The organism is Saccharopolyspora erythraea (assembly GCF_018141105.1).
Lineage (GTDB): Bacteria > Actinomycetota > Actinomycetes > Mycobacteriales > Pseudonocardiaceae > Saccharopolyspora_D > Saccharopolyspora_D erythraea_A.
Genome location: NZ_CP054839.1, coordinates 7,976,975 through 7,994,534, shown reverse-complemented (window position 1 = coordinate 7,994,534; position 17,560 = coordinate 7,976,975). Strand labels below are relative to the sequence as shown.

Below are 17,560 nucleotides of genomic sequence, written 5' to 3'. Positions count from 1 at the left end.
CCCGTCGGTCGACGTTCGCGGGCTCACCGGTCCGACCGGCCGATCCGGCGCAGGGCCTCCTCGATCGTCGCCTTGCCGACGTCGCGGTGGGTGACGAACCGGACTTGGCCGTTCATCGGGACGGCCAGCACCCCGGCCGTGCGCAGCCGCTCCAGGGTGCGACCGACGTCGGGAACCGCCGCGAGCACGATGTTGGTCTGCGGCGTCGACGCGTCCCAGCCGCGCTCGGCCAGCCCCTCGGCCAGCAGCCGCGCGTTGCCGTGGTCCTCGGCCAGCGAGTCGATGCGCTCCAGCGCCACCAGGCCCGCGGCCGCGAGCACCCCGCCCTGGCGGACCCCGCCGCCGAGCATCTTGCGCATCCGCCGCGCCTCGGTGACGAACTCCTTCGATCCGGCCACCACCGACCCGACCGGCGCGCCGAGCCCCTTGCTCAGGCACGCCTGCACGGTGTCGGCCCCGACGGTGAGGGCGGCGGGCGGCACCTCCAGCGAGACCGCCGCGTTCCACAGCCGGGCTCCGTCGAGGTGGACGCGCAGGCCGCCGTCCCGGGCCGCGGCGGCGAGCAGTGCGTGCTCGTGCGGCGGGATGACCGCCCCGCCCGCGCCGTTGTGGGTGTTCTCCAGGCACAGCAGCGTCGTGTGCAGGGCGTCGTAGCGGGCGCTCTGCCCGGTGTAGGTCCGGACCAGGTCCGCTGTGGGGCGCCCCGGCCCCGCGGTCCACTCCAGCGGCTGCGGCATGCCGCCGGCCAGCCAGGCCGCGGTGCCGAGCTCGAAGTCGAGCACGTGCGCGCCGCGCGGGGCGAGGAACCGGTCGCCGCGCTGGAGGTGCAGCGAGAGCGCGATCAGGTTGCCCATGGTGCCGCTGGGCACCCACAGGGCCGCCGCGGTGCCGAGGAGGCCAGCGGCCTTCTCCTCCAGCGCGCGCATCGTCGGGTCGTGGTCCAGCACGTCGTCGCCGACCTCGGCCGCGGCCATCGCCGCGGACATCTGCCCGTCGGGACGCGTGACCGTGTCGGAACGGAGATCGATTGGCGCCGCTTTGGTCACGAACCGATCACACCACACGAACACCGGTTCAGGGAATCGGCCCGGTGTGTGGCACCGGCCCGGGCTTCGGTATGAAGGTCGGGTGTGAGCTGGATCGCCGCCGCCCGCCGTGCAACGGTTGGGGCCGGGCGTTCCGTCCAACAGGTGGCAGTACTGACGAGCGGAGAGTTCCGCGTGGACCAGCGCGAGGAGCAGGAGTTCGCGGAGTACTTCGCGGCTCGGCGGGAGGCGGTGCGTCGGATGGCGTACATGATGTGCGGTGACTGGCACCGCGCGGACGATCTCGCCCAGACCGCGTTCATCGCGCTGCACCGCCATTGGCGCAAGGTCCGGGACAAGGGCGCGCTGGACGCCTACGTGCGCCGCACGCTGACCCGGGCGGTGATCGACGAGTCCCGGCGGCCGTGGCGCCGGGAGCGTTCCACCGAGGTCCTGCCGGACGCGCCCGAGGTCTCGGGCGAGGTGGCCAACGCGGTCGCCACCCGGCAGACGCTGCTGGCCGGGCTGCGCAAGGTCCCGCCGAAGCAGCGGGCGGTGCTGGTGCTGCGATTCCTGGAGGGACTCGACGTCGCGGGAGTCGCCGAGGTCATGAAGTGCAGCGAGGGCACGGTCAAGAGCCAGTGCGCGCGCGGTCTCACCGCGCTGCGCGAGGCCCTCGGTGACGAGCTCGGCGATCTCCGGTCGGCGTTGTGAGGAGGTGCGGTCAGGTGGACGAACGCAAGCTCGAGGAGCTGTTCCGCGAGGCGGTGCCCTCGGCGCCACCGGCGTCCTTCGACGAGGGCGACGTGGTGCGGGGCTCCCGCCGGATAACCGCGCGGCGCCGGATGGCGGCGGCGGGCGGTGGTGTCGCCGCTGCCGCGGTGCTGTTCGTCGGGGCCGGTTTCGGCACCGGCCTGTTCACGCCCGGTGACCAGGACACCGTCGCGTCTCTGCGCGAGTCCGGCCCGCAACCACCCGCGCAGCCCGCACCGACCAACGGCCCGATCGTCATGAACGACCCCGGTACGCGTTCCTCGTGTGGCGCGCCCGACGCCCGGCTGGCCGACGCCCTGGCGGGCGCGCTGCCGGAGGCGGCCGGACGGGCCGCGGTACCCGCGTCCGGCTCCTGCCCGTCGGGCTCGCAGTCGGCGGCGTTCGAGCTGACCGAGGGCGCGTCGACGGGCAACGTGAGCGTGATCGTCAGCCCCGCGTCGTCGGTCGGGGCGGAGCAGGCCAAACCGACCGAGGTGCGGCGACCGGACGGTACGGAGCAGGTCGTCCGCAAGGCGGTCAGCGGCCAGGTGCTCGTGGTGCGCAGCGACCCGGACGGCGCGACGGAGGCGCCGTTCGGGGAGCGGCTCGTCGCCATCGCAGACGGCCTCGCCGGCCGTCTCTGACAGCGCGAGGGCCGGGCGCCGAGGCTGCCCGGCCGCGCTGTCGGCCGCGAGGCGTGACCGTCGTGGTCCCGCCCAGCGGACCCTCACTCTCGCGCTCTGAATCCCCAGGCCAGCGCGATCTTCCTCGACGTCGGGCGGTGTCTTCCCTCACCGGAACGGTACATGCGTACCAAATTTTTGTACGGTAGTACCAGTCGGAGGCGATCGGGGCCCGTGCCGGTCGCCGGGCGAGTTGAAGTGAGAGGAACTCATGGCCTGGGTCGTGCTGATGCTTTCGGGAATGCTGGAAGCGGGTTGGGCCATCGCGCTGAAGATGTCCGACGGCTTCAGCCGGCTGTGGCCGACGGTCTGGTTCGCCGTGCTGGCCACCGGCAGCTTCGCCGGCCTGGCCTGGGCGATGCGGACCCTGCCGGTCGGCCCGGCCTACGCCGTCTGGGTCGGCATCGGCGCCGCGCTGACCGCCGTGATCGGCATGGTGTGGCTCGGCGACCCCGTGTCGGTGCTGAAGGTCGTCTCGATCGTGCTCATCGCGGCCGGCGTCATCGGACTGAACCTCAGCGGTGCCGCGCACTGACGCCTGCGGCGGGCGCGGCGCAACGCAATAGGATCGGCGACCATGACGACGGCCAGCACTCCCAAGGGTGAGCGACGACGGCAGGCGCTGGTATTGGCCGCCGCGCAGCTCCTGGCCGAGGGGGGTTTCGACGCGGTCCGGCATCGCGCGGTCGCCGACCGGGCGGGGCTGCCGCTGGCGTCCACCACCTACTACTTCTCCAGCCTCGACGACCTGGTCAGCGCGGCGGTCGAGTTCGAGGGCAGGCAGGAGCTCGCCGCGGCGCGGGAGTGCCTCGCCGGGCTCGGCGACGAACGGCTGCCGGCCGAGACCGTGATCGACCTGATCCTCGACCTGCTGCTGGGTTCCCGGTCCAGGGACGGGGGTGTCGAGCCGGTGCTGCTGCGCTACGAGCGCCTGGTCGGCACACCCCGGAGGCCCTACCTTGCTCCGCTGATCAGGGAGCTAAACGCGGAGTTGCAGGAGCTCGTGCGCGAGATCCTGGAACGCGGCGGCGTCGCCGGTGGCCCGGAGCAGGTGCGCCACCACTTCGCGCTGGTGGACGGCGCGGTCGTCAACGCCCTGATCGAGAGCGACCCGGACCCGCGCGGAGCGGCCCGCCGCATGCTGAGCACCCAGTTCTAGTCTTCGCCCGAGGTCCGTCGGCAGTGCGATCTGCGCCAGGCTGTTCGGAGCCAGATGCCCCGGCCGCGGCCAATCCCGCGTCAGGTGCGGGTTGCGGTGCGGTGAGAGCCTGTTTTTGAACCCGCCTTGCTGGGGGGTGTGGGCGGCGGAACCTCAGGCGTTCTCTCGCCGCGGGATCTCTTTCTCATGTATGCCGATACGCCACGAAAGAGCTGTCCTCGCGAGAGAACACTTGAGAACCCGCTGCGGTGCCGGTTGCGTAGGTGGGCCAAGCGGCTGACGCCGCTTCAAAGATCAAAAACAGGCTCTGGGGTTCGGCGCCCGGCGACGCGGCCCGCGTCAGGCGCGTTCCGGGGTCGCGGCCCGGTGCAGCTCGGCGTAGGAGCCGCCCGCCGCGAGCAGTTCCGCGTGGGTGCCGAGCTCGACGATCCGCCCCGACTCCATCACCGCCACCTGGTCGGCGTCGCGCGCCGCGTGCAGCCGGTGCGCGATGGCGATCACGGTGCGGCCCGCCAGCAGCGTCGACATCGAGCGCTCCAGGTCGCGCGAGGTCTCGTTGTCCAGCAGCGAGGTGGCCTCGTCCAGCACGAGGGTGTGCGGGTCGGCGAGCATGACGCGGGCCAGGGCGATCTGCTGCGCCACGGCGGCGGGCACCGGGTGCCCGCCCGCGCCGAGCACGGTGGCGAGCCCTTCGGGCAGCCGCGACGCCCACTCGCCGAGGCCGACGGTCTCCAGCGCGGCGAGCAGCCGCTCGTCGCTCCAGCCGTCGTCACCGGCGGGCAGGCACAGGTTGTCCCGCAGCGAGCAGGCGAACACGTGGTGCTCCTGGGTCAGCAGCACGACCTCGCGGCGCAGCCGGTCGGTCGGCAGCGAGGTGATCTCGGTGTCGCCGAAGGCCACCGAACCGGAGTCCGGCGCGTTGACCCCGGCGACGAGCCGCCCCAGCGTGGACTTGCCCGCACCTGATGGACCGACGATGACCAGGCGCTTCCCGGCCCCCACCGTCAGGTCGACGCCGTGCAGGATCTCCTGTCCCTCCCGGTAGGAGAAGCGCACGCCGCGCACGGACAGGTCGTGGCCGCGGTCGCGCTCGACGGCCGCGCCGCCCTCGCCGGGGCCGCTGACCGGTGCGCGGCCGACGCCCAGGATCCGGCGCAGCGCGGCGTTGCCGATCTGCAGCTCGTCGATCCACGCGAGCAGCTCGTCCAGCGGGTTCGACATCGCCTGCGCGTAGAGCACGACCGTGGTGATCGTGCCCAGCTCCACCGAACCCGCCGCGTACGCCCAGCCGCCGATCAGCAGGATGGCCCCGATCGGCAGGACGTAGGACATCTCCAGGCACGGCAGCCAGATCGTGAGCAGGTTGCGGTGCCGCTTCTCCTTGCCGACGGCGTTGCCCAGCACACGCTCGTTGTGCGCGATGCGGCGTTCGGAGAGCCGCAGCGCGTCCACGGTGCGCGCGCCCTCGACCGACTCGTGGGTGCTCGACTGCACCTCGGCCCACCCGGCCAGCACGCCCTGCAGCACCGGCCGGGCGCGCGGGTAGTACCAGCGGGTGCTCAGCACGATCAGGGGCACCGCGATCAGCATCCCGCAGGCCAGCAGCGGTGAGGTCACGACCATGGCGACCGCGGTCAGCAGGAGGGTGATCAGCGCGACGGTGATCTCCGGGACCGCGCTGCGCACGGTGTAGTCGAGCCGGTCGACGTCGGTGGTGGAGCGGCTGAGCAGGTCGCCGGTGCCCGCCGACTCCACGGTGCTCAGCGGGAGCCTCAGCGCGTGGCCGACGACCCCCTCGCGCGACTTGGCCAGCAGTTGCTCGCCGAGCAGCGTCGCGCGCATCCGCGCGGCCCGTGCCAGCAGCGCCTGCGCCACCAGCACGGCCAGGAAGACGCCGGCCAGCACGTCCACCCGCACTGTCGACGCGCCCGCCACGACCGAGTCGACCAGCATGCCGAGCAGCTGCGGACCTGCGAGCCCGACGACGGTTGCGGAGATGAACAGCGCCATCATCACGGCGTACGCACCGCGGTTGGCCAGCGCGGTGCGCCAGACCCAGTCGCGCACGGCGCGCTGGTCGGCCAGCGGGAGCCGGGTGTTCACGAGCTCCGTCCTTCCAGCGTCGCGGTTCTGTCGGCGGCCTGCCGCCACAGCGGGCTCTGGCTGACCACGACCGTGGTCCGCCCGGCCCGCAGCTCGCGGACCCGCCGCACGATCCGCGCCTCGGTGTGCGCGTCGACCGCCGAGGTCGGCTCGTCGAGCACGAGGACGTCGGCGTCCGAGCACAGCGCCCTGGCCAGCACCAGCCGCTGGCGCTGGCCACCGGACAGCGACCGCGCCCGCTCGTCGAGCACCGCGTCGGCGGGCAGCGCGTCGATCACGTCGTGGGCGTCGGCGGCGTGCAGAGCGGTCGGCACGTCGACGGCGGTGCCGAGGTCGAGCTCGGTGTGCACCGGGCCGGAGAACAGCAGGTCCTGGTTGTGCGCCAGCACGATCCGGCGGCGCAGCTCCGCCGGTGCGACCTCGTCGAGCGGGACGCCGTTGGCCAGCACGCGTCCGTGGGCGGCCCGCGGGTTCGCTTCCGCAGTCCGGTGATCGGAACCGTTCTTCGCGGCGGCGCGTGCGTTCGCTTGCGGTGGGTGGCCATCGGACCCGGCGCTCTGCTCGCGTCCGCCGTCGGAAGCACCGCTCGCCGCGTCGCCGTCGAGCGCGAACCGGTGGCCGGCCAGGCGTTCCGCCAGCGCCTCCCCGTCAGCGCCCGCGTCGATCACCGTGAGCTCGCCCGCGGCGATCTCCAGGCCGCGCGACTCGTCGCGCAGCGCGAGCGGACCGGTGTCCAGCGGCCTCGGCCGCTCCGGCGGTCCGGGCTCGGGCCGGGTGCGCAGCAGGTCGCACATGTGGCGGGCGGCGACCTTCGCGGTCGCGTAGGAGTAGGCGGCCTCGGTCGCCGTGCGCACCGGGATCACCAGGAACGCCGAGACGCCGTAGAAGGCAACCAGCTCGCCGACGGAGATCGTGCCGGCCAGCGCCAGCCGCGCGCCGAGCCAGGTGACCAGCACCGTGACCAGGCCGGGCAGCAGGATCTCGGCGAAGGCCAGCCACGCCTCCACCCGTCCGGACGCCACGCCCGCCGCGCGCACCCGCTGGCTGGAATCGACGAACCGCGCGTGGAACCGCGACTCCCCGCCGACACCGCGCAGGATGCGCAGGCCCGACACGATGTCGGTGGCCAGCGCGTTGAGGTCGGCCACCCGCTCGCGCTGGACCTCCTCCCGGCGGTGCAGCGGCGACAGCAGCGGGCCGATGCCGATGGTCGCCAGCGGCACGCCGACCAGCACCACGGCCCCCATCAGCGGCGAGAGCGCCAGCACCACGCCCGCGGCGATGGCGAACGAGACGAGCGAACCCGCGGCCCGCCCGACGACCTCGAACAACGCGGCGATCCGGTAGATGTCGGAGGAGCCGATGGCCACGACCTCGCCCGCCCGCACCTTGCGCGTCAGCGTGCCGCCCAGGCGGGCGACGTGGGCCAGCGCGAGCCGCTGCGAGGTGGCCGCGGCGTCGATCCACATCGTGTGCGAGACCCATTCCAGGCCGGCCGAGCCGGCCGTCTGCACCGCGCCGAGGCCGAGCACGACGAGCAGCCACGTCAGCAGCACGGAGGCGTCCCCGGTGCGGATGCCGTTGTCGATCGCGTTGCCGATCGCCAGGGGCATCAGCGCGGTCGGCAGCATCCAGAGCGCGCCGGTGAGCACCGCGACGACAGGCAGCCAGGGGCGCCGCCGCAGCAGCGACCACAGGAAACGGGATGAACCGCGCGTATCGGGAGTCATGGCGGACCAAACGGTAGTCCGGCCTGGTCAGCGCGGCGACTCATTTTCGCGCCGTCGCACCGCCGCGCATGCGGACGTGCCCGCAAGTCCGGGCGGAGCCGCTCAGAAGTCCCAGGAGATCGTGGACAAGCCGCGGCGATCGGCTTCTTCGGCGCATTGCGGGCAGCGTTCGGTGACGCTTTTCGAGTTCGGTTCCCGGCCGCTGGGCGTGGCCTGCGGAACCTTGATCAGGTCGTCGCAGAGCGTGGGCACCTGCTGGCCGGAGTACACCGCGCCGGGGCGCATCTTGGTCGCGTGCCTGAGCTTCAGGCCGGACCCGACGATCCAGAACACGTCGTGGCGATCCGGGCCGAACATTTCACCAGACCATCCGTTCGTTTGTTTTTCGGTCGGTTGACGCTGAACGACGAACTGGTGAACAGCCTGACATTCGGCCGCCGACCTGGCTACTATTTACACTTCAATTAAGGAATAGCACGTTCTCCGAATAGGCTTGTTCGCCGGTCCGGCGAGCTGACGAAGCGTCGATATGCGTGAAATCTGGTCATTCGTGCTGTTCTGAACGCAGTCGCCTGCCGCTCCAGACGGTCCCTTGCGCGACCGGCATGACGATCATCACATCCGAATCGGCCCCGCGGGTAGCGGGTTCCCGCCGCTTGGCAACCACCCCACCGCCCGCGCGTCCACCGCACGTGCAACCCCCTCCCTGCGCGGTCCGTACTACGAGGTGGTGGCGCGGAAAGGGGATCAGGCCGATGCGGGCGGAAGAGGAACGGTCTTTCCGCGAGTTCGCCACGAGCCGTGCCGTGGTGCTGCGCCGCTCGGCGTACCTGCTGTGCGGTGACTGGCACCTCGCCGAGGACCTCGTCCAGAACACCCTCCTCAAGCTCTACCGCGCCTGGCGACGGGTCGACGGGGACGCGGCCGACGCCTACGCGCGCAAGGTGCTGATGCGCGTGTGGCTCGACGAACGGCGCAAGCCCTGGCGTCGCTCGGAGAACCGCGACGGCGTCGTGCCCGACCCGGGAGACCCGCTGGCCGACCCGGCCGTGGCGGGCCAGCGAGCGCAGGCGCGCGACCTCGTCCTGCGCGCGCTGGCCGAGGTCCCGCCGCGGCAGCGGGCGGTGCTGGTGCTGCGCTACTGGGAGGACCTGCCGACTGCGGAGGTGGCCGCCGCGCTCAGGTGCTCCGAGGGCACGGTCAAGAGCCAGGCGTCGCGCGGCCTGCGCAACCTGCGGGCCGCGATCGCCAGAACCGCTCCCGACCTGGCCGGGGCGGGCGCGAGGAGGAGTGCGTGATGGATCCGGAACTGCTGCGCGAGGGCATGCGGACCGCCGTCGCCGACGAGCCGCCGCTGGGGTTCGACCCCGACGACGTGGTGGCCGAGGCGGCGCACCGGCAGCGGCGCCGCCGGACGACGGCCGCGGCGGTCGCTGCGGTCGTGGTGGCGGTGGTCGCGGGCCTGGTGCCCGCATGGCTGACCGACTCCGGCCTGACCCCGGCCGCACCGCCCGCCGCGCGTCCGGTGGAGTGGCCGCCGAAGGCGATGGCTCCGCTGCGGATCAGCGAGCCGGAACTGGCGGCGCGCGCCGCGCGGCTCGAGGCCGACCTCACGCGGATGGTGTCGCGGGCGGTCCCGGACTCCAGGGGGTTCCGCGCAGGCCGCCGGACCGGTTTCGTGCCCGCGGCCGACGGCGGCGGCTCGGCCAGCGTGAACGTCTCCGCCGACTTCGTCCGCCCGGTCACCAGCCCCGGCGTGGGGACCGCACCGATCAGGGTGCGCCTGGAGACCACCGTCTACGCGCCCGGTGCCGCGGGGCTGTCGGCGCGCGAGTCGTGCGCCCAGGAAGACCAGTACAAGGCGGTGCTGGACTGCCGGAGCTGGCCGCAGTCCGACGGATCGCTCCTCGTCGACGTGCTCACCCGGTTCCGCTCCGAAGGGACGGGGACGCCGGTGCACGACGTCTACCACTTCCGCACCGACGGAAGCGCCGTGCTGACCTCGGCCGCTTTCGCGACCGCCGAGGCCGGGGTACCCGCGTTCGAGCTGGAGCGCGTGATCACCAGTACGACCTCCGAACCCGCGATGAGCTCGAAGGAGCTCGCCACGCTCGCCACCGACCCGCTGCTGACCCTCTCCCGCTGACCACTGCGGTGGCGGTCGCCCGGGACCGCCACCGGGCCGCGCCGACGTGCGGGCGGGACCCCACCGCTCCCGCGCCGACGTGCGGGCGGGACCCACCGCTCCCGCGCCGACGTGCGCTCCACCGGCCCGCGGCCCGCGCTCCGACCGGTCGTCGGACGTTTGACCTGGTCAGCGGCAGCGGGGTGAGCGCCCCCGCCGCCGCGGGCGGCAGTATCCTGGCTGCTCGTGACGGTCAAGCCCAACCTCCCGAACGTGCTCGCCGCCCGCTACGCCTCGCCGGAGCTGGTGGAGCTGTGGTCTCCCCAGCACAAGGTCGTCCTCGAGCGGCGGCTCTGGCTCGCGGTGCTGCGCGCCCAGGCCGACCTCGGCATCGACGTGCCCGAGCAGGCGCTCTCCGACTACGAGCGGGTGCTGGAGCGGGTCGACCTCGACTCCATCGCCGAGCGCGAGCGCCAGACCCGCCACGACGTGAAGGCCCGCATCGAGGAGTTCAACGCGCTCGCCGGGCACGAGCAGGTCCACAAGGGGATGACCTCGCGCGACCTCACCGAGAACGTCGAGCAGCTCCAGGTGCGCCGCAGCCTCGAGCACGTCCGCGACCGCGTCGTCGCCGTGCTGGTCCGCCTCGGCAGACTCGCCGCCGAGCACGGTGAGCTGGTCATGGCCGGTCGCTCGCACAACGTCGCGGCGCAGGCCACCACCCTCGGCAAGCGCTTCGCCACGGCCGCCGACGAGCTGCTGGTCGGCTTCCGGCGGCTCGAGGAGCTGCTCGACCGCTACCCGCTGCGCGGGATCAAGGGACCGGTCGGCACCGCGCAGGACATGCTCGACCTGCTCGGCGGCGACCCGGCCAAGCTCGCCGAGCTGGAGCGCAGGGTCGCCGAGCACCTCGGCTTCGGCCGGGCGCTGACCAGCGTCGGCCAGGTCTACCCGCGTTCGCTGGACTACGAGGTGCTGACCGCGCTGGCCCAGCTCGCCGCCGCTCCCTCCAACGTGGCGACCACGGTCCGGCTGATGGCCGGGCACGAGCTGGTCACCGAGGGCTTCAAGCCCGGCCAGGTGGGCTCCAGCGCGATGCCGCACAAGATGAACACGCGCTCGTGCGAGCGGGTCAACGGCCTGGCGGTGGTACTGCGGGGCTATGTGTCGATGACCGGTGAGCTGGCGGGCGACCAGTGGAACGAGGGCGACGTGTCGTGCTCGGTGGTCCGCCGGGTGGCGCTGCCCGACGCGTTCTTCGCCTTCGACGGCCTGCTGGAGACGTTCCTGACGGTGCTGGACGAGTTCGGCGCGTTCCCCGCCGTGGTCGCCCGCGAGCTCGACCGCTACCTGCCGTTCCTGGCCACCACCAAGGTGCTGATGGCCGCCGTGCGGGCCGGTGTCGGCCGCGAGACCGCGCACGAGGCGATCAAGGAGAACGCGGTTGCGGTGGCGCTGGCCATGCGGGAGAAGGGCGCCGAGCGCAACGACCTGCTCGACCGGCTGGCGGCCGACGACCGGCTGCCGCTGGACCGCGAGGCGCTGGAGGCGCTGCTCGCCGACCGGCTGGCCTTCACCGGCGCGGCGGCGGCGCAGGTCGGCGACGTGGTGGCGCAGGTGGAGGCGATCGCCGCGCGCTACCCCGGCGCGGCCGCCTACACCCCGTCGCCCATCCTCTGACCTGCCGGGCGGGCGGCGACCGCCGCCCGCCTACCGGTCGCGCCAGAGGAAGAAGAACAACGACAGCGACATGACCAGCACGACGATGCAGGCGAGGATTCCCGCCGCCAGCGCTGCACCCATGCTGTCGCTCAGCACGGGGATGTCTCGCTCGCCGGGAGGGCCTTCCACGGTCACCCCGTCGTAAATGACGATGTAGCGGATCATCAGCACTATTCCCGCGCCGGAAGCGAGGGCCAGCAGGGGCAGCCCCCAGAGCGCGGCGGCTTCGCCGTCCCAACGCGGCATGTGACCTGGAGCGTCGGGGCAGTGGCGGAACAGCGCCTCGCCGATCCGGGCGCCGTCGGCGGTGCGGTCGTCGATCACCACCTTGGACCCGTCGGTGAACCTGACGGTGCACGGCAGGGATGCGACGGGGAAGTGCCGGGGCGACGGGGCCAGGGAGCTCACCTCCTGCCACGTCCAGCTCCGGCGTCCGAGCAGGGCGCGGCGTGCCAGGCCGTGCTCGTACAGCTCGACCGCCTCCCGCCGCCCGCCGCGAACGGCCCGGGACAGCCGGATCGCCGCCACCGGTAGTCCGCCGCCGATGAGCACCAGGGCGACACCCAGCACCCGGCCCGACCCGGGCACCGCCGCCAGGATGAAGAACGCCAGCAGCCCCACCCCGGCCAAACCCGCCGCGAGCGCCACCGCGCCGGTCCACCAGCGGCGGCGGTTGTCAACGGGGTGTGTGCTGAGCAGCCTGCCGAGCCGCGCGTCGATCGCTGCCGGTTCCATCGCCCGCGCCCTCCCGCCGCGGCCCCGCGGCTGTCGTGGGGCGCATTATCGGGCCGGGCGGCGGCGGGTCCGGCCGGTCCCGCCGGTGTTCACCGGTATGGCCCAACGCCGGCGGTGAGTCAGTCCCAGTGCGCGTTGAAGAAGTCCAGCTCGCAGCGCGTGGCCTGCTGGAACAGCCGCAGGCAGCGCGCCCGCGCGCGTTCGTCGAGCGCGGCGCCGACGCGGTCCAGCTCCCCGCACAGCCACTGCACCCACTGCCGGAAGTCGTGGTTGCGGTGCAGCTCGATCCACTCCGCGTGCACGAAGTTCTCCGGCGCGGCGGCGGGTGCCCGCATTGCCCACTCCAGGTAGCTCCACTCCGCGACGGTGAGCACCGCCAGCACGTCGGCGTAGCCGCCGCGCGCGTTGGTGTCGGCCATCAGCTCCCGGAACGCCACCGTCGCCGGGTCCAGCGCCGGGCTCGTCCGGTCGGACTCGCCGACGCCGAGCGCGTCGAAGGAGCGCTGGAAGTAGGTGTTCACCTCGCTGGTGACCACGGCGATGCTGGCCGCGATGGTCAGCCGGGACGAGTGGCGGTCCGCCTTGGCCAGCGCCGAGCCCAGCAGCGCGAGGAAGTCGTCGACGAACTGGAAGTCCTGCACCAGGTAGGAGCGCATCTTCGGGGTCGGGACCAGCCCCTCGAACAGCGCGTCGGTGAACGGGTGGGTGGTCACGGCGGTCCAGTCCGGTTCGCTGCGGCCGCGCAGCCACTCGGTGAAGGACGGTGCGGATGTCTCGGTCACGGCAATCCTCCTCGCCAGCCAGTCATACCAGCCCCGTCCGGCCGGGGCCTGCCCCCGATAGGGGAGAATCCGCCACGTGGTTGCACTCGCCGATTACCCCCAGATCGCGGCAGGCAAGGTCCGCCAGCTGCACGCCGTGGACGACGAACACCTGCTCCTGGTGGCATCCGACCGCATCTCGGCGTTCGACCACGTGCTGAGCACGCCGATCCCGGACAAGGGCCGGGTGCTGACGGCGATGAGCGTGTTCTGGTTCAACCTGCTCGCCGACGTCGTCCCGAACCACCTGGTCGCCTGGGACGACCCGCGCATCCCCGCCGAGGTCCGCGGCCGCGCGCTGATCGTGCGCAGGCTGGAGATGCTCCCGGTGGAATGCGTCGCGCGCGGCTACCTGACCGGCTCCGGGCTGCTGGACTACCAGCGCACCGGCGCGGTGTGCGGGGTCGTGCTTCCGGAGGGCCTGACCGAGGCTTCCCGGCTGCCGGAGCCGATCTTCACCCCGGCGACCAAGGCCGAGCTGGGCGAGCACGACGAGAACGTCAGCTTCGAGGCGGTCGCGGGGACGGTCGGCCAGGAGCGGGCCGCCGAGCTGCGCGAGCTGACGCTGCGGGTGTACGGGCGGGCGGCCGAGCACGCCCGCGAGCGGGGCGTGATCCTGGCCGACACCAAGTTCGAGTTCGGCGTCGCCGACGGCGGGTCGCTGGTGCTCGGCGACGAGGTGCTGACCCCGGACTCCTCGCGGTACTGGCCCGCCGACGGCTACGAGCCCGGCGAGGTGCAGCCGTCGTTCGACAAGCAGTACGTGCGCAACTGGCTGACCTCGGCCGAGTCGGGGTGGGACCGGGCCTCGGACACGCCTCCGCCGCCGCTGCCCGGCGACGTCGTCGCGGCGACGCGGGCGCGCTACGTCGAGGCGTACGAGCGGATCACCGGGCTGGACCTGGCCGACTGGCCTTCCCCGGCGGCCTGACCGCGCGACCGGCCGCCGACTGCGCCACCGGGTCGCCGACTGCGCCACCCGGCCGCTGATTGCGCCTCCCGGCAGCCTGCCGAGCCGGCGGTAGCGCTGGATTCGCCGGATCTGTTCCCGCCGGACATCTGCGGGTCAGGCGCAGGTCACCGGCGGAGTGCCCAATGGTGTGCCGTGAGCATGCCGCTCGTCGTCTCGCTGTCCGGGCTCGACCACCGGGTCCTGGACCATTGCGCGGACTTCGCCGCCGAGATGGATCGCCGCCGGGTACCGCTGTCGCTGCTGTTCGCGCCCAGGCCGGGCGCCGACGAGCAGTTGCTGGACTGGATCCGGCACCGCCGCCGCGGGCGGGACACCGTGGAGCTGCACGGATTCGGGCGCGGGGAGACCGCGACGGGCGTGCTGAGCCGCCTCGGACGCCCGGCGGCGACGCTGCGCAGGGCCGAGTTCGCCACCATCCCCGCGCACGAGGCCGGTCTGCGGCTGCTGCCCGCGCTGGCGATGCTCGACCAGCTCGGCCTGCGCACGGACACCTTCGTGCCGCCGAGGTGGTTCGCCTCCCCCGGCACGCTCATGGCGCTGCGGCGCCACGGGTTCGCGGTGTGCGCGGACGCGCTGGCGGTCCGGGAGCTGGAGGCCGGCCGGGTGCACCGGGCCCGCGTGCACTCGCTCGGCTCCGGTGAGCGCGCCGAACCGTGGTGGTGCCGAGCCCTGGTGCTGGGCGTCGGACGCGCAGCCCGGCGCGGGCGCATGATCCGGATCGCGGTGGACGCCGCCGGCCTGCGGCGAAGCGGGCCGAGGCAGGCGGTGCTGGACGCCGTCGACCTCGCCCTGCACCACGGCGCGCGGCCCACGACCTACGCCTCCTACGCGGGGCCGGTGCGCATCCCGCGTCCCCGCGAACCGCAGCACCGGTTGCGCAACACCGACCCGTTGTCGAGCTGAACGGGCAGATGAAAAGCCCTTCACAGCGGGTTCAGGGGCATCTCACCGGCTTCTCCGATGCTGGTTCCTGTCAGGGCGAGAAGCCGATCTGAAGGAACCGAGGCGGAAGATCATGCGTATTCGCAACACGAAGCGGGCCTGGCTGGTGGCGACCGCGGTGACGGCGGCGGTGGGACTCGGCGGCGCCGGTGTGGCGCTGGCTGGCGAGACCGGCGCGCCTCCGGCGCAGCAGCAGGCGCCCGGACAGCCCGGTGCGGTGCCCGGCCAGGGCCCGGCTGCCGGGCCCTGCGTCGACGACGACCGGGACGACCGGTTCGATGACGACAGGTTCGACGATCGGGACGACCGGTTCGACAACGACGCCGACGACCGCTTCGACGACTGCGATGACCGGTACGACGACGACCGGTTCGACAACCCGGCCGACGACCACGACGACCGGTTCGACGACCCGGCCGACGACCGCGACGACCACCACGACGACGCCGACGACGTCGCCGGACGCGACGACTGATCCCGACCGGCGGGAAGCACGGCCGTGAGCCCCCTCACGAGACGGGGTGCATCACGGCCGCTGCCTCCCAGCAGGGCGACAGCGCGGGTCAGAACCGGGTCGGCACCTCGCGGTCGAGGACGTTCACGGTCGTGTCCTCGGGGCCGAGCTGCTCGAACATCCGGTAGTGCATCTCGGGGCGGGCCAGCACCGCCTCGTGGATCGGCACCGCGACGCGCGGCCGGACCGCGCGCAGGAAGTCCACCGCCTCGGAGAGCTTCAGCCACGGGGCGCCCGTCGGCAGGCCGAGCACGTCCACCCGCTGCTGCGGCACGTGGAACGAGTCGCCCGGGTGGTAGAAGGCGCCGCCGTCGACCAGGTAGCCGATGTTGTCTACCAGCGGGAGGTCCGGGTGGATCACGGCGTGCTTGCCGCCGACGACGTCGACCGTCGTGGTGCCGAAGGACAGCGTGTCCCCCGGGGAGGCGGTGGTGACCCCGAAGCCCTTGCTCTCGGCGATCTCGGCCGAGCCGTGGTCGGCGATGAAGCGGGCGTGCGGGTTGTGCTCCAGCAGCGCGGGCACCCGGTCGAAGTCGAGGTGGTCCGGGTGCTGGTGGGTGATCAGGACGCCGTCGAGGTCCCGCAGGTCCTCGAAGCCCGGCGAGAACGTGCCGGGGTCCAGCAGCAGCCGCGCCGAACCGGTCTCCAGCAGCACGCAGGAATGTCCGAAGTGGGTGATCTGCACCTTCGCGCCCTTTCTCGCCCGCGTCGATTCCGGTTGTCACTCTGCCACAGCGGCGCGGGCGCGATAGGACTCCTCACCAGGCGCGTTGCGGCAAGTCGGCCAGCAGGGCGGCCTCCTCCCCCCGCGTGAGCCCGGCCTTGCGCTCCCGGTCGGTGCCGAGCCGGCGTTCGGTGTCGAGGGCGTCCTGGACGGTGCCGACGAGCGGCCGGATGCCGAGCCCGGCGCCCCAGGCGGCGGAGCCGTCGCGGGTGACCACGCCGTAGTGGGTCTTCGGTGCCCAGAACGGCAGCGACTTCGGGCCCGACCAAGGGTTGACGCCCGCCTCGGCCAGGTCGGCGGGTGCGACCGCGGCGAGTTCGGTGTCCTCCGGCGCGACGAGTACCGCGACCTCCCGCAGCAGGGAGCCCAGCTCGAGGACCGGCCCGGTGGCGTCGAAGGTGCCGGTGGTGCGCTGCTCCGCGGAGTCGACGATCCACTTCGCCAGCGCCACGACGTCGATGTGCTGGATCGGCTGCGCCGGCTCGTCGGGGACCAGCACCCGGCCGCCGCGCGCGAACCGGGCGGCCCAGTACCCGAAGCGGTCGGTGGCGTCCCGCGCGCCGGTGATCAGCCCGGGCCGGACGATGAACGCGCGGTCGCCGACGGTGTCGCGCACCGCGTTCTCGCTCGCGACCTTGATCGCGCCGTAGACCCCGGCGAGCTGGTCGTCGGGGATCTCGGCGGGCGGCTCGGTCAGCGGTTCCAGCAGCTCGCCGGTCGCCGTCGCGGTCTCCGCGTAGACGTTGACCGTCGAGACGAACGTCCAGTGCCCGGCCGTCGAGCCGACCGCCGCCAGCGCGTCCCGCACCCACGGGTAGGACATCTTGGCGACGTCCACGACGGCGTCGAAGCGCTCGCCCGCGAGCACGTCGACGCTCCCAGGGGCGTCTCGGTCGACCTTGACCAGGCGCGCGCCTTCCGGCACCGGGCCGGTGACGCCGCGCGCGGCGCACACGACTTCGTGGCCGCGGCGCACGGCGTCGGCGGCGACCGCGTAGGACAGGAACTCGGTTCCACCGAGCACGAGGAGTCTCATGCGATCACCCTGGCCCGCGATCTCCGCGTCGGCGACCGTTCTCGCTACCGGCGAACGCGGGCCTCGGCGGTCACTCGACGACGGTGATGGTCGTGCTCGGTCCGACGCCGCCGCCGACGCGGGTGCGGACCTCGTACACGCCCGGCGGCACGTCGGCGACGGTGGCGACCGCCGAGGCGTGGCCGTCGCGGTCGCCGACGATGCGGGCCACGCCCTCGTCGGCGCCCATGGGGTGTTCGGCGTCACGGACGAAGGCCGGTGACGAGATCCAGCTGACCGCCTCCTGGCCGTGGTCCAGGTCCAGGTGCAGCGTGTTGCCCGCCCGGACCACCGAGAGGTCGGCGGTCAGCCCCGGCTGCCCGGCGGCCTGCACCGCGGCGGCGGGCGCGGTCGCCGGAACTGCGAGCGTCGGGGCAGCGGACGCGAAGGCGAGGCCGCAGGCAATGGCGGCGGTCACGAGAACGGTTGGCTTGCGCATGGGTGCTTCCTCCCCGGGTCCGGGTTCGGCCGAGCCG

At 73.2% G+C, this 17,560-nt stretch carries 19 protein-coding genes; 10 read left to right on the top strand and 9 right to left on the bottom strand.

What is annotated here, in order from left to right:
- Positions 1-23: 23 nt before the first annotated feature.
- The gene (locus HUO13_RS36050) at positions 24-1,046 is read right to left on the bottom strand and encodes a threonine aldolase family protein (RefSeq protein WP_211899297.1); all 1,023 of its coding nucleotides are present in this window, start codon (positions 1,044-1,046) and stop codon (positions 24-26) included.
- A gap of 174 nt (positions 1,047-1,220) precedes the next feature.
- Here HUO13_RS36050 and HUO13_RS36045 point away from each other — a divergent pair, with 174 nt between their 5' ends.
- From HUO13_RS36045 to HUO13_RS36030, 4 genes are all read left to right on the top strand, one after another.
- Positions 1,221-1,739: a SigE family RNA polymerase sigma factor gene (locus tag HUO13_RS36045; RefSeq protein ID WP_009948776.1), complete on the top strand. Its 519-nt coding sequence runs from the start codon at positions 1,221-1,223 to the stop codon at positions 1,737-1,739.
- Positions 1,740-1,753: 14 nt separating this feature from the next.
- Positions 1,754-2,422, top strand: coding sequence for a hypothetical protein (locus HUO13_RS36040; RefSeq protein WP_211899296.1), 669 nt, complete (start codon positions 1,754-1,756; stop codon positions 2,420-2,422).
- Between the two features lie 250 nt (positions 2,423-2,672).
- A complete protein-coding gene (locus HUO13_RS36035; RefSeq protein ID WP_009948778.1) occupies positions 2,673-2,996 on the top strand; it encodes a DMT family transporter in 324 nt (107 codons plus the stop codon).
- Between the two features lie 42 nt (positions 2,997-3,038).
- Positions 3,039-3,620, top strand: coding sequence for a TetR/AcrR family transcriptional regulator (locus HUO13_RS36030; protein ID WP_211899295.1), 582 nt, complete (start codon positions 3,039-3,041; stop codon positions 3,618-3,620).
- 339 nt (positions 3,621-3,959) lie between these two features.
- On the opposite strand, the gene HUO13_RS36025 is transcribed toward HUO13_RS36030, so the two are convergent.
- The 3 genes from HUO13_RS36025 to HUO13_RS36015 form a co-directional block, all read right to left on the bottom strand.
- Positions 3,960-5,723: an ABC transporter ATP-binding protein gene (locus HUO13_RS36025; RefSeq protein WP_211899294.1), complete on the bottom strand. Its 1,764-nt coding sequence runs from the start codon at positions 5,721-5,723 to the stop codon at positions 3,960-3,962.
- Positions 5,720-7,453: an ABC transporter transmembrane domain-containing protein gene (locus HUO13_RS36020; protein ID WP_211899293.1), complete on the bottom strand. Its 1,734-nt coding sequence runs from the start codon at positions 7,451-7,453 to the stop codon at positions 5,720-5,722. The genes HUO13_RS36025 and HUO13_RS36020 overlap by 4 nt, the downstream gene beginning before the upstream one ends.
- A gap of 102 nt (positions 7,454-7,555) precedes the next feature.
- On the bottom strand, positions 7,556-7,810 hold the full coding sequence (locus tag HUO13_RS36015) for a hypothetical protein (protein ID WP_211899292.1): 255 nt from the start codon (positions 7,808-7,810) through the stop codon (positions 7,556-7,558).
- A gap of 398 nt (positions 7,811-8,208) precedes the next feature.
- On the opposite strand from HUO13_RS36015, the gene HUO13_RS36010 reads away from it, so the two are divergent.
- The 3 genes from HUO13_RS36010 to purB all read left to right on the top strand — a co-directional run bounded on the left by HUO13_RS36010 (position 8,209) and on the right by purB (position 11,258).
- On the top strand, positions 8,209-8,751 hold the full coding sequence (locus HUO13_RS36010; protein ID WP_211899291.1) for an RNA polymerase sigma factor: 543 nt from the start codon (positions 8,209-8,211) through the stop codon (positions 8,749-8,751).
- A complete protein-coding gene (locus tag HUO13_RS36005) occupies positions 8,751-9,599 on the top strand; it encodes a hypothetical protein (RefSeq protein ID WP_211899290.1) in 849 nt (282 codons plus the stop codon). The genes HUO13_RS36010 and HUO13_RS36005 overlap by 1 nt, the downstream gene beginning before the upstream one ends.
- A 225-nt stretch (positions 9,600-9,824) precedes the next feature.
- Positions 9,825-11,258 (top strand): adenylosuccinate lyase, encoded by a 1,434-nt coding sequence (purB, locus tag HUO13_RS36000; protein WP_211899289.1) that lies wholly within the window; start codon positions 9,825-9,827, stop codon positions 11,256-11,258.
- Between the two features lie 30 nt (positions 11,259-11,288).
- Here purB and HUO13_RS35995 read toward each other — a convergent pair whose 3' ends face one another.
- Together HUO13_RS35995 and HUO13_RS35990 are read right to left on the bottom strand one after the other, a co-directional pair.
- Positions 11,289-12,035, bottom strand: a complete 747-nt coding sequence (locus tag HUO13_RS35995; protein ID WP_211899288.1) for a hypothetical protein — start codon at positions 12,033-12,035, stop codon at positions 11,289-11,291.
- Between the two features lie 119 nt (positions 12,036-12,154).
- Positions 12,155-12,817, bottom strand: a complete 663-nt coding sequence (locus HUO13_RS35990) for a TenA family protein (RefSeq protein ID WP_211899287.1) — start codon at positions 12,815-12,817, stop codon at positions 12,155-12,157.
- 76 nt (positions 12,818-12,893) lie between these two features.
- On the opposite strand from HUO13_RS35990, the gene HUO13_RS35985 reads away from it, so the two are divergent.
- The 3 genes from HUO13_RS35985 (at position 12,894) to HUO13_RS35975 (ending at position 15,246) form a co-directional block, all read left to right on the top strand.
- On the top strand, positions 12,894-13,787 hold the full coding sequence (locus HUO13_RS35985; protein ID WP_211899286.1) for a phosphoribosylaminoimidazolesuccinocarboxamide synthase: 894 nt from the start codon (positions 12,894-12,896) through the stop codon (positions 13,785-13,787).
- Positions 13,788-13,967: 180 nt separating this feature from the next.
- Positions 13,968-14,732: a DUF2334 domain-containing protein gene (locus tag HUO13_RS35980; RefSeq protein WP_211903388.1), complete on the top strand. Its 765-nt coding sequence runs from the start codon at positions 13,968-13,970 to the stop codon at positions 14,730-14,732.
- Between the two features lie 112 nt (positions 14,733-14,844).
- Complete coding sequence (locus HUO13_RS35975; RefSeq protein WP_211899285.1) at positions 14,845-15,246, top strand: ATPase; 402 nt, start codon at positions 14,845-14,847, stop codon at positions 15,244-15,246.
- 88 nt (positions 15,247-15,334) lie between these two features.
- On the opposite strand, the gene HUO13_RS35970 is transcribed toward HUO13_RS35975, so the two are convergent.
- The 3 genes from HUO13_RS35970 to HUO13_RS35960 all read right to left on the bottom strand — a co-directional run bounded on the left by HUO13_RS35970 (position 15,335) and on the right by HUO13_RS35960 (position 17,523).
- A complete protein-coding gene (locus HUO13_RS35970) occupies positions 15,335-15,970 on the bottom strand; it encodes an MBL fold metallo-hydrolase (RefSeq protein WP_211899284.1) in 636 nt (211 codons plus the stop codon).
- A gap of 73 nt (positions 15,971-16,043) precedes the next feature.
- A complete protein-coding gene (locus HUO13_RS35965) occupies positions 16,044-17,045 on the bottom strand; it encodes an NAD-dependent epimerase/dehydratase family protein (RefSeq protein ID WP_211899283.1) in 1,002 nt (333 codons plus the stop codon).
- A gap of 70 nt (positions 17,046-17,115) precedes the next feature.
- Positions 17,116-17,523 (bottom strand): hypothetical protein, encoded by a 408-nt coding sequence (locus tag HUO13_RS35960; protein ID WP_211899282.1) that lies wholly within the window; start codon positions 17,521-17,523, stop codon positions 17,116-17,118.
- Positions 17,524-17,560: the final 37 nt, after the last annotated feature.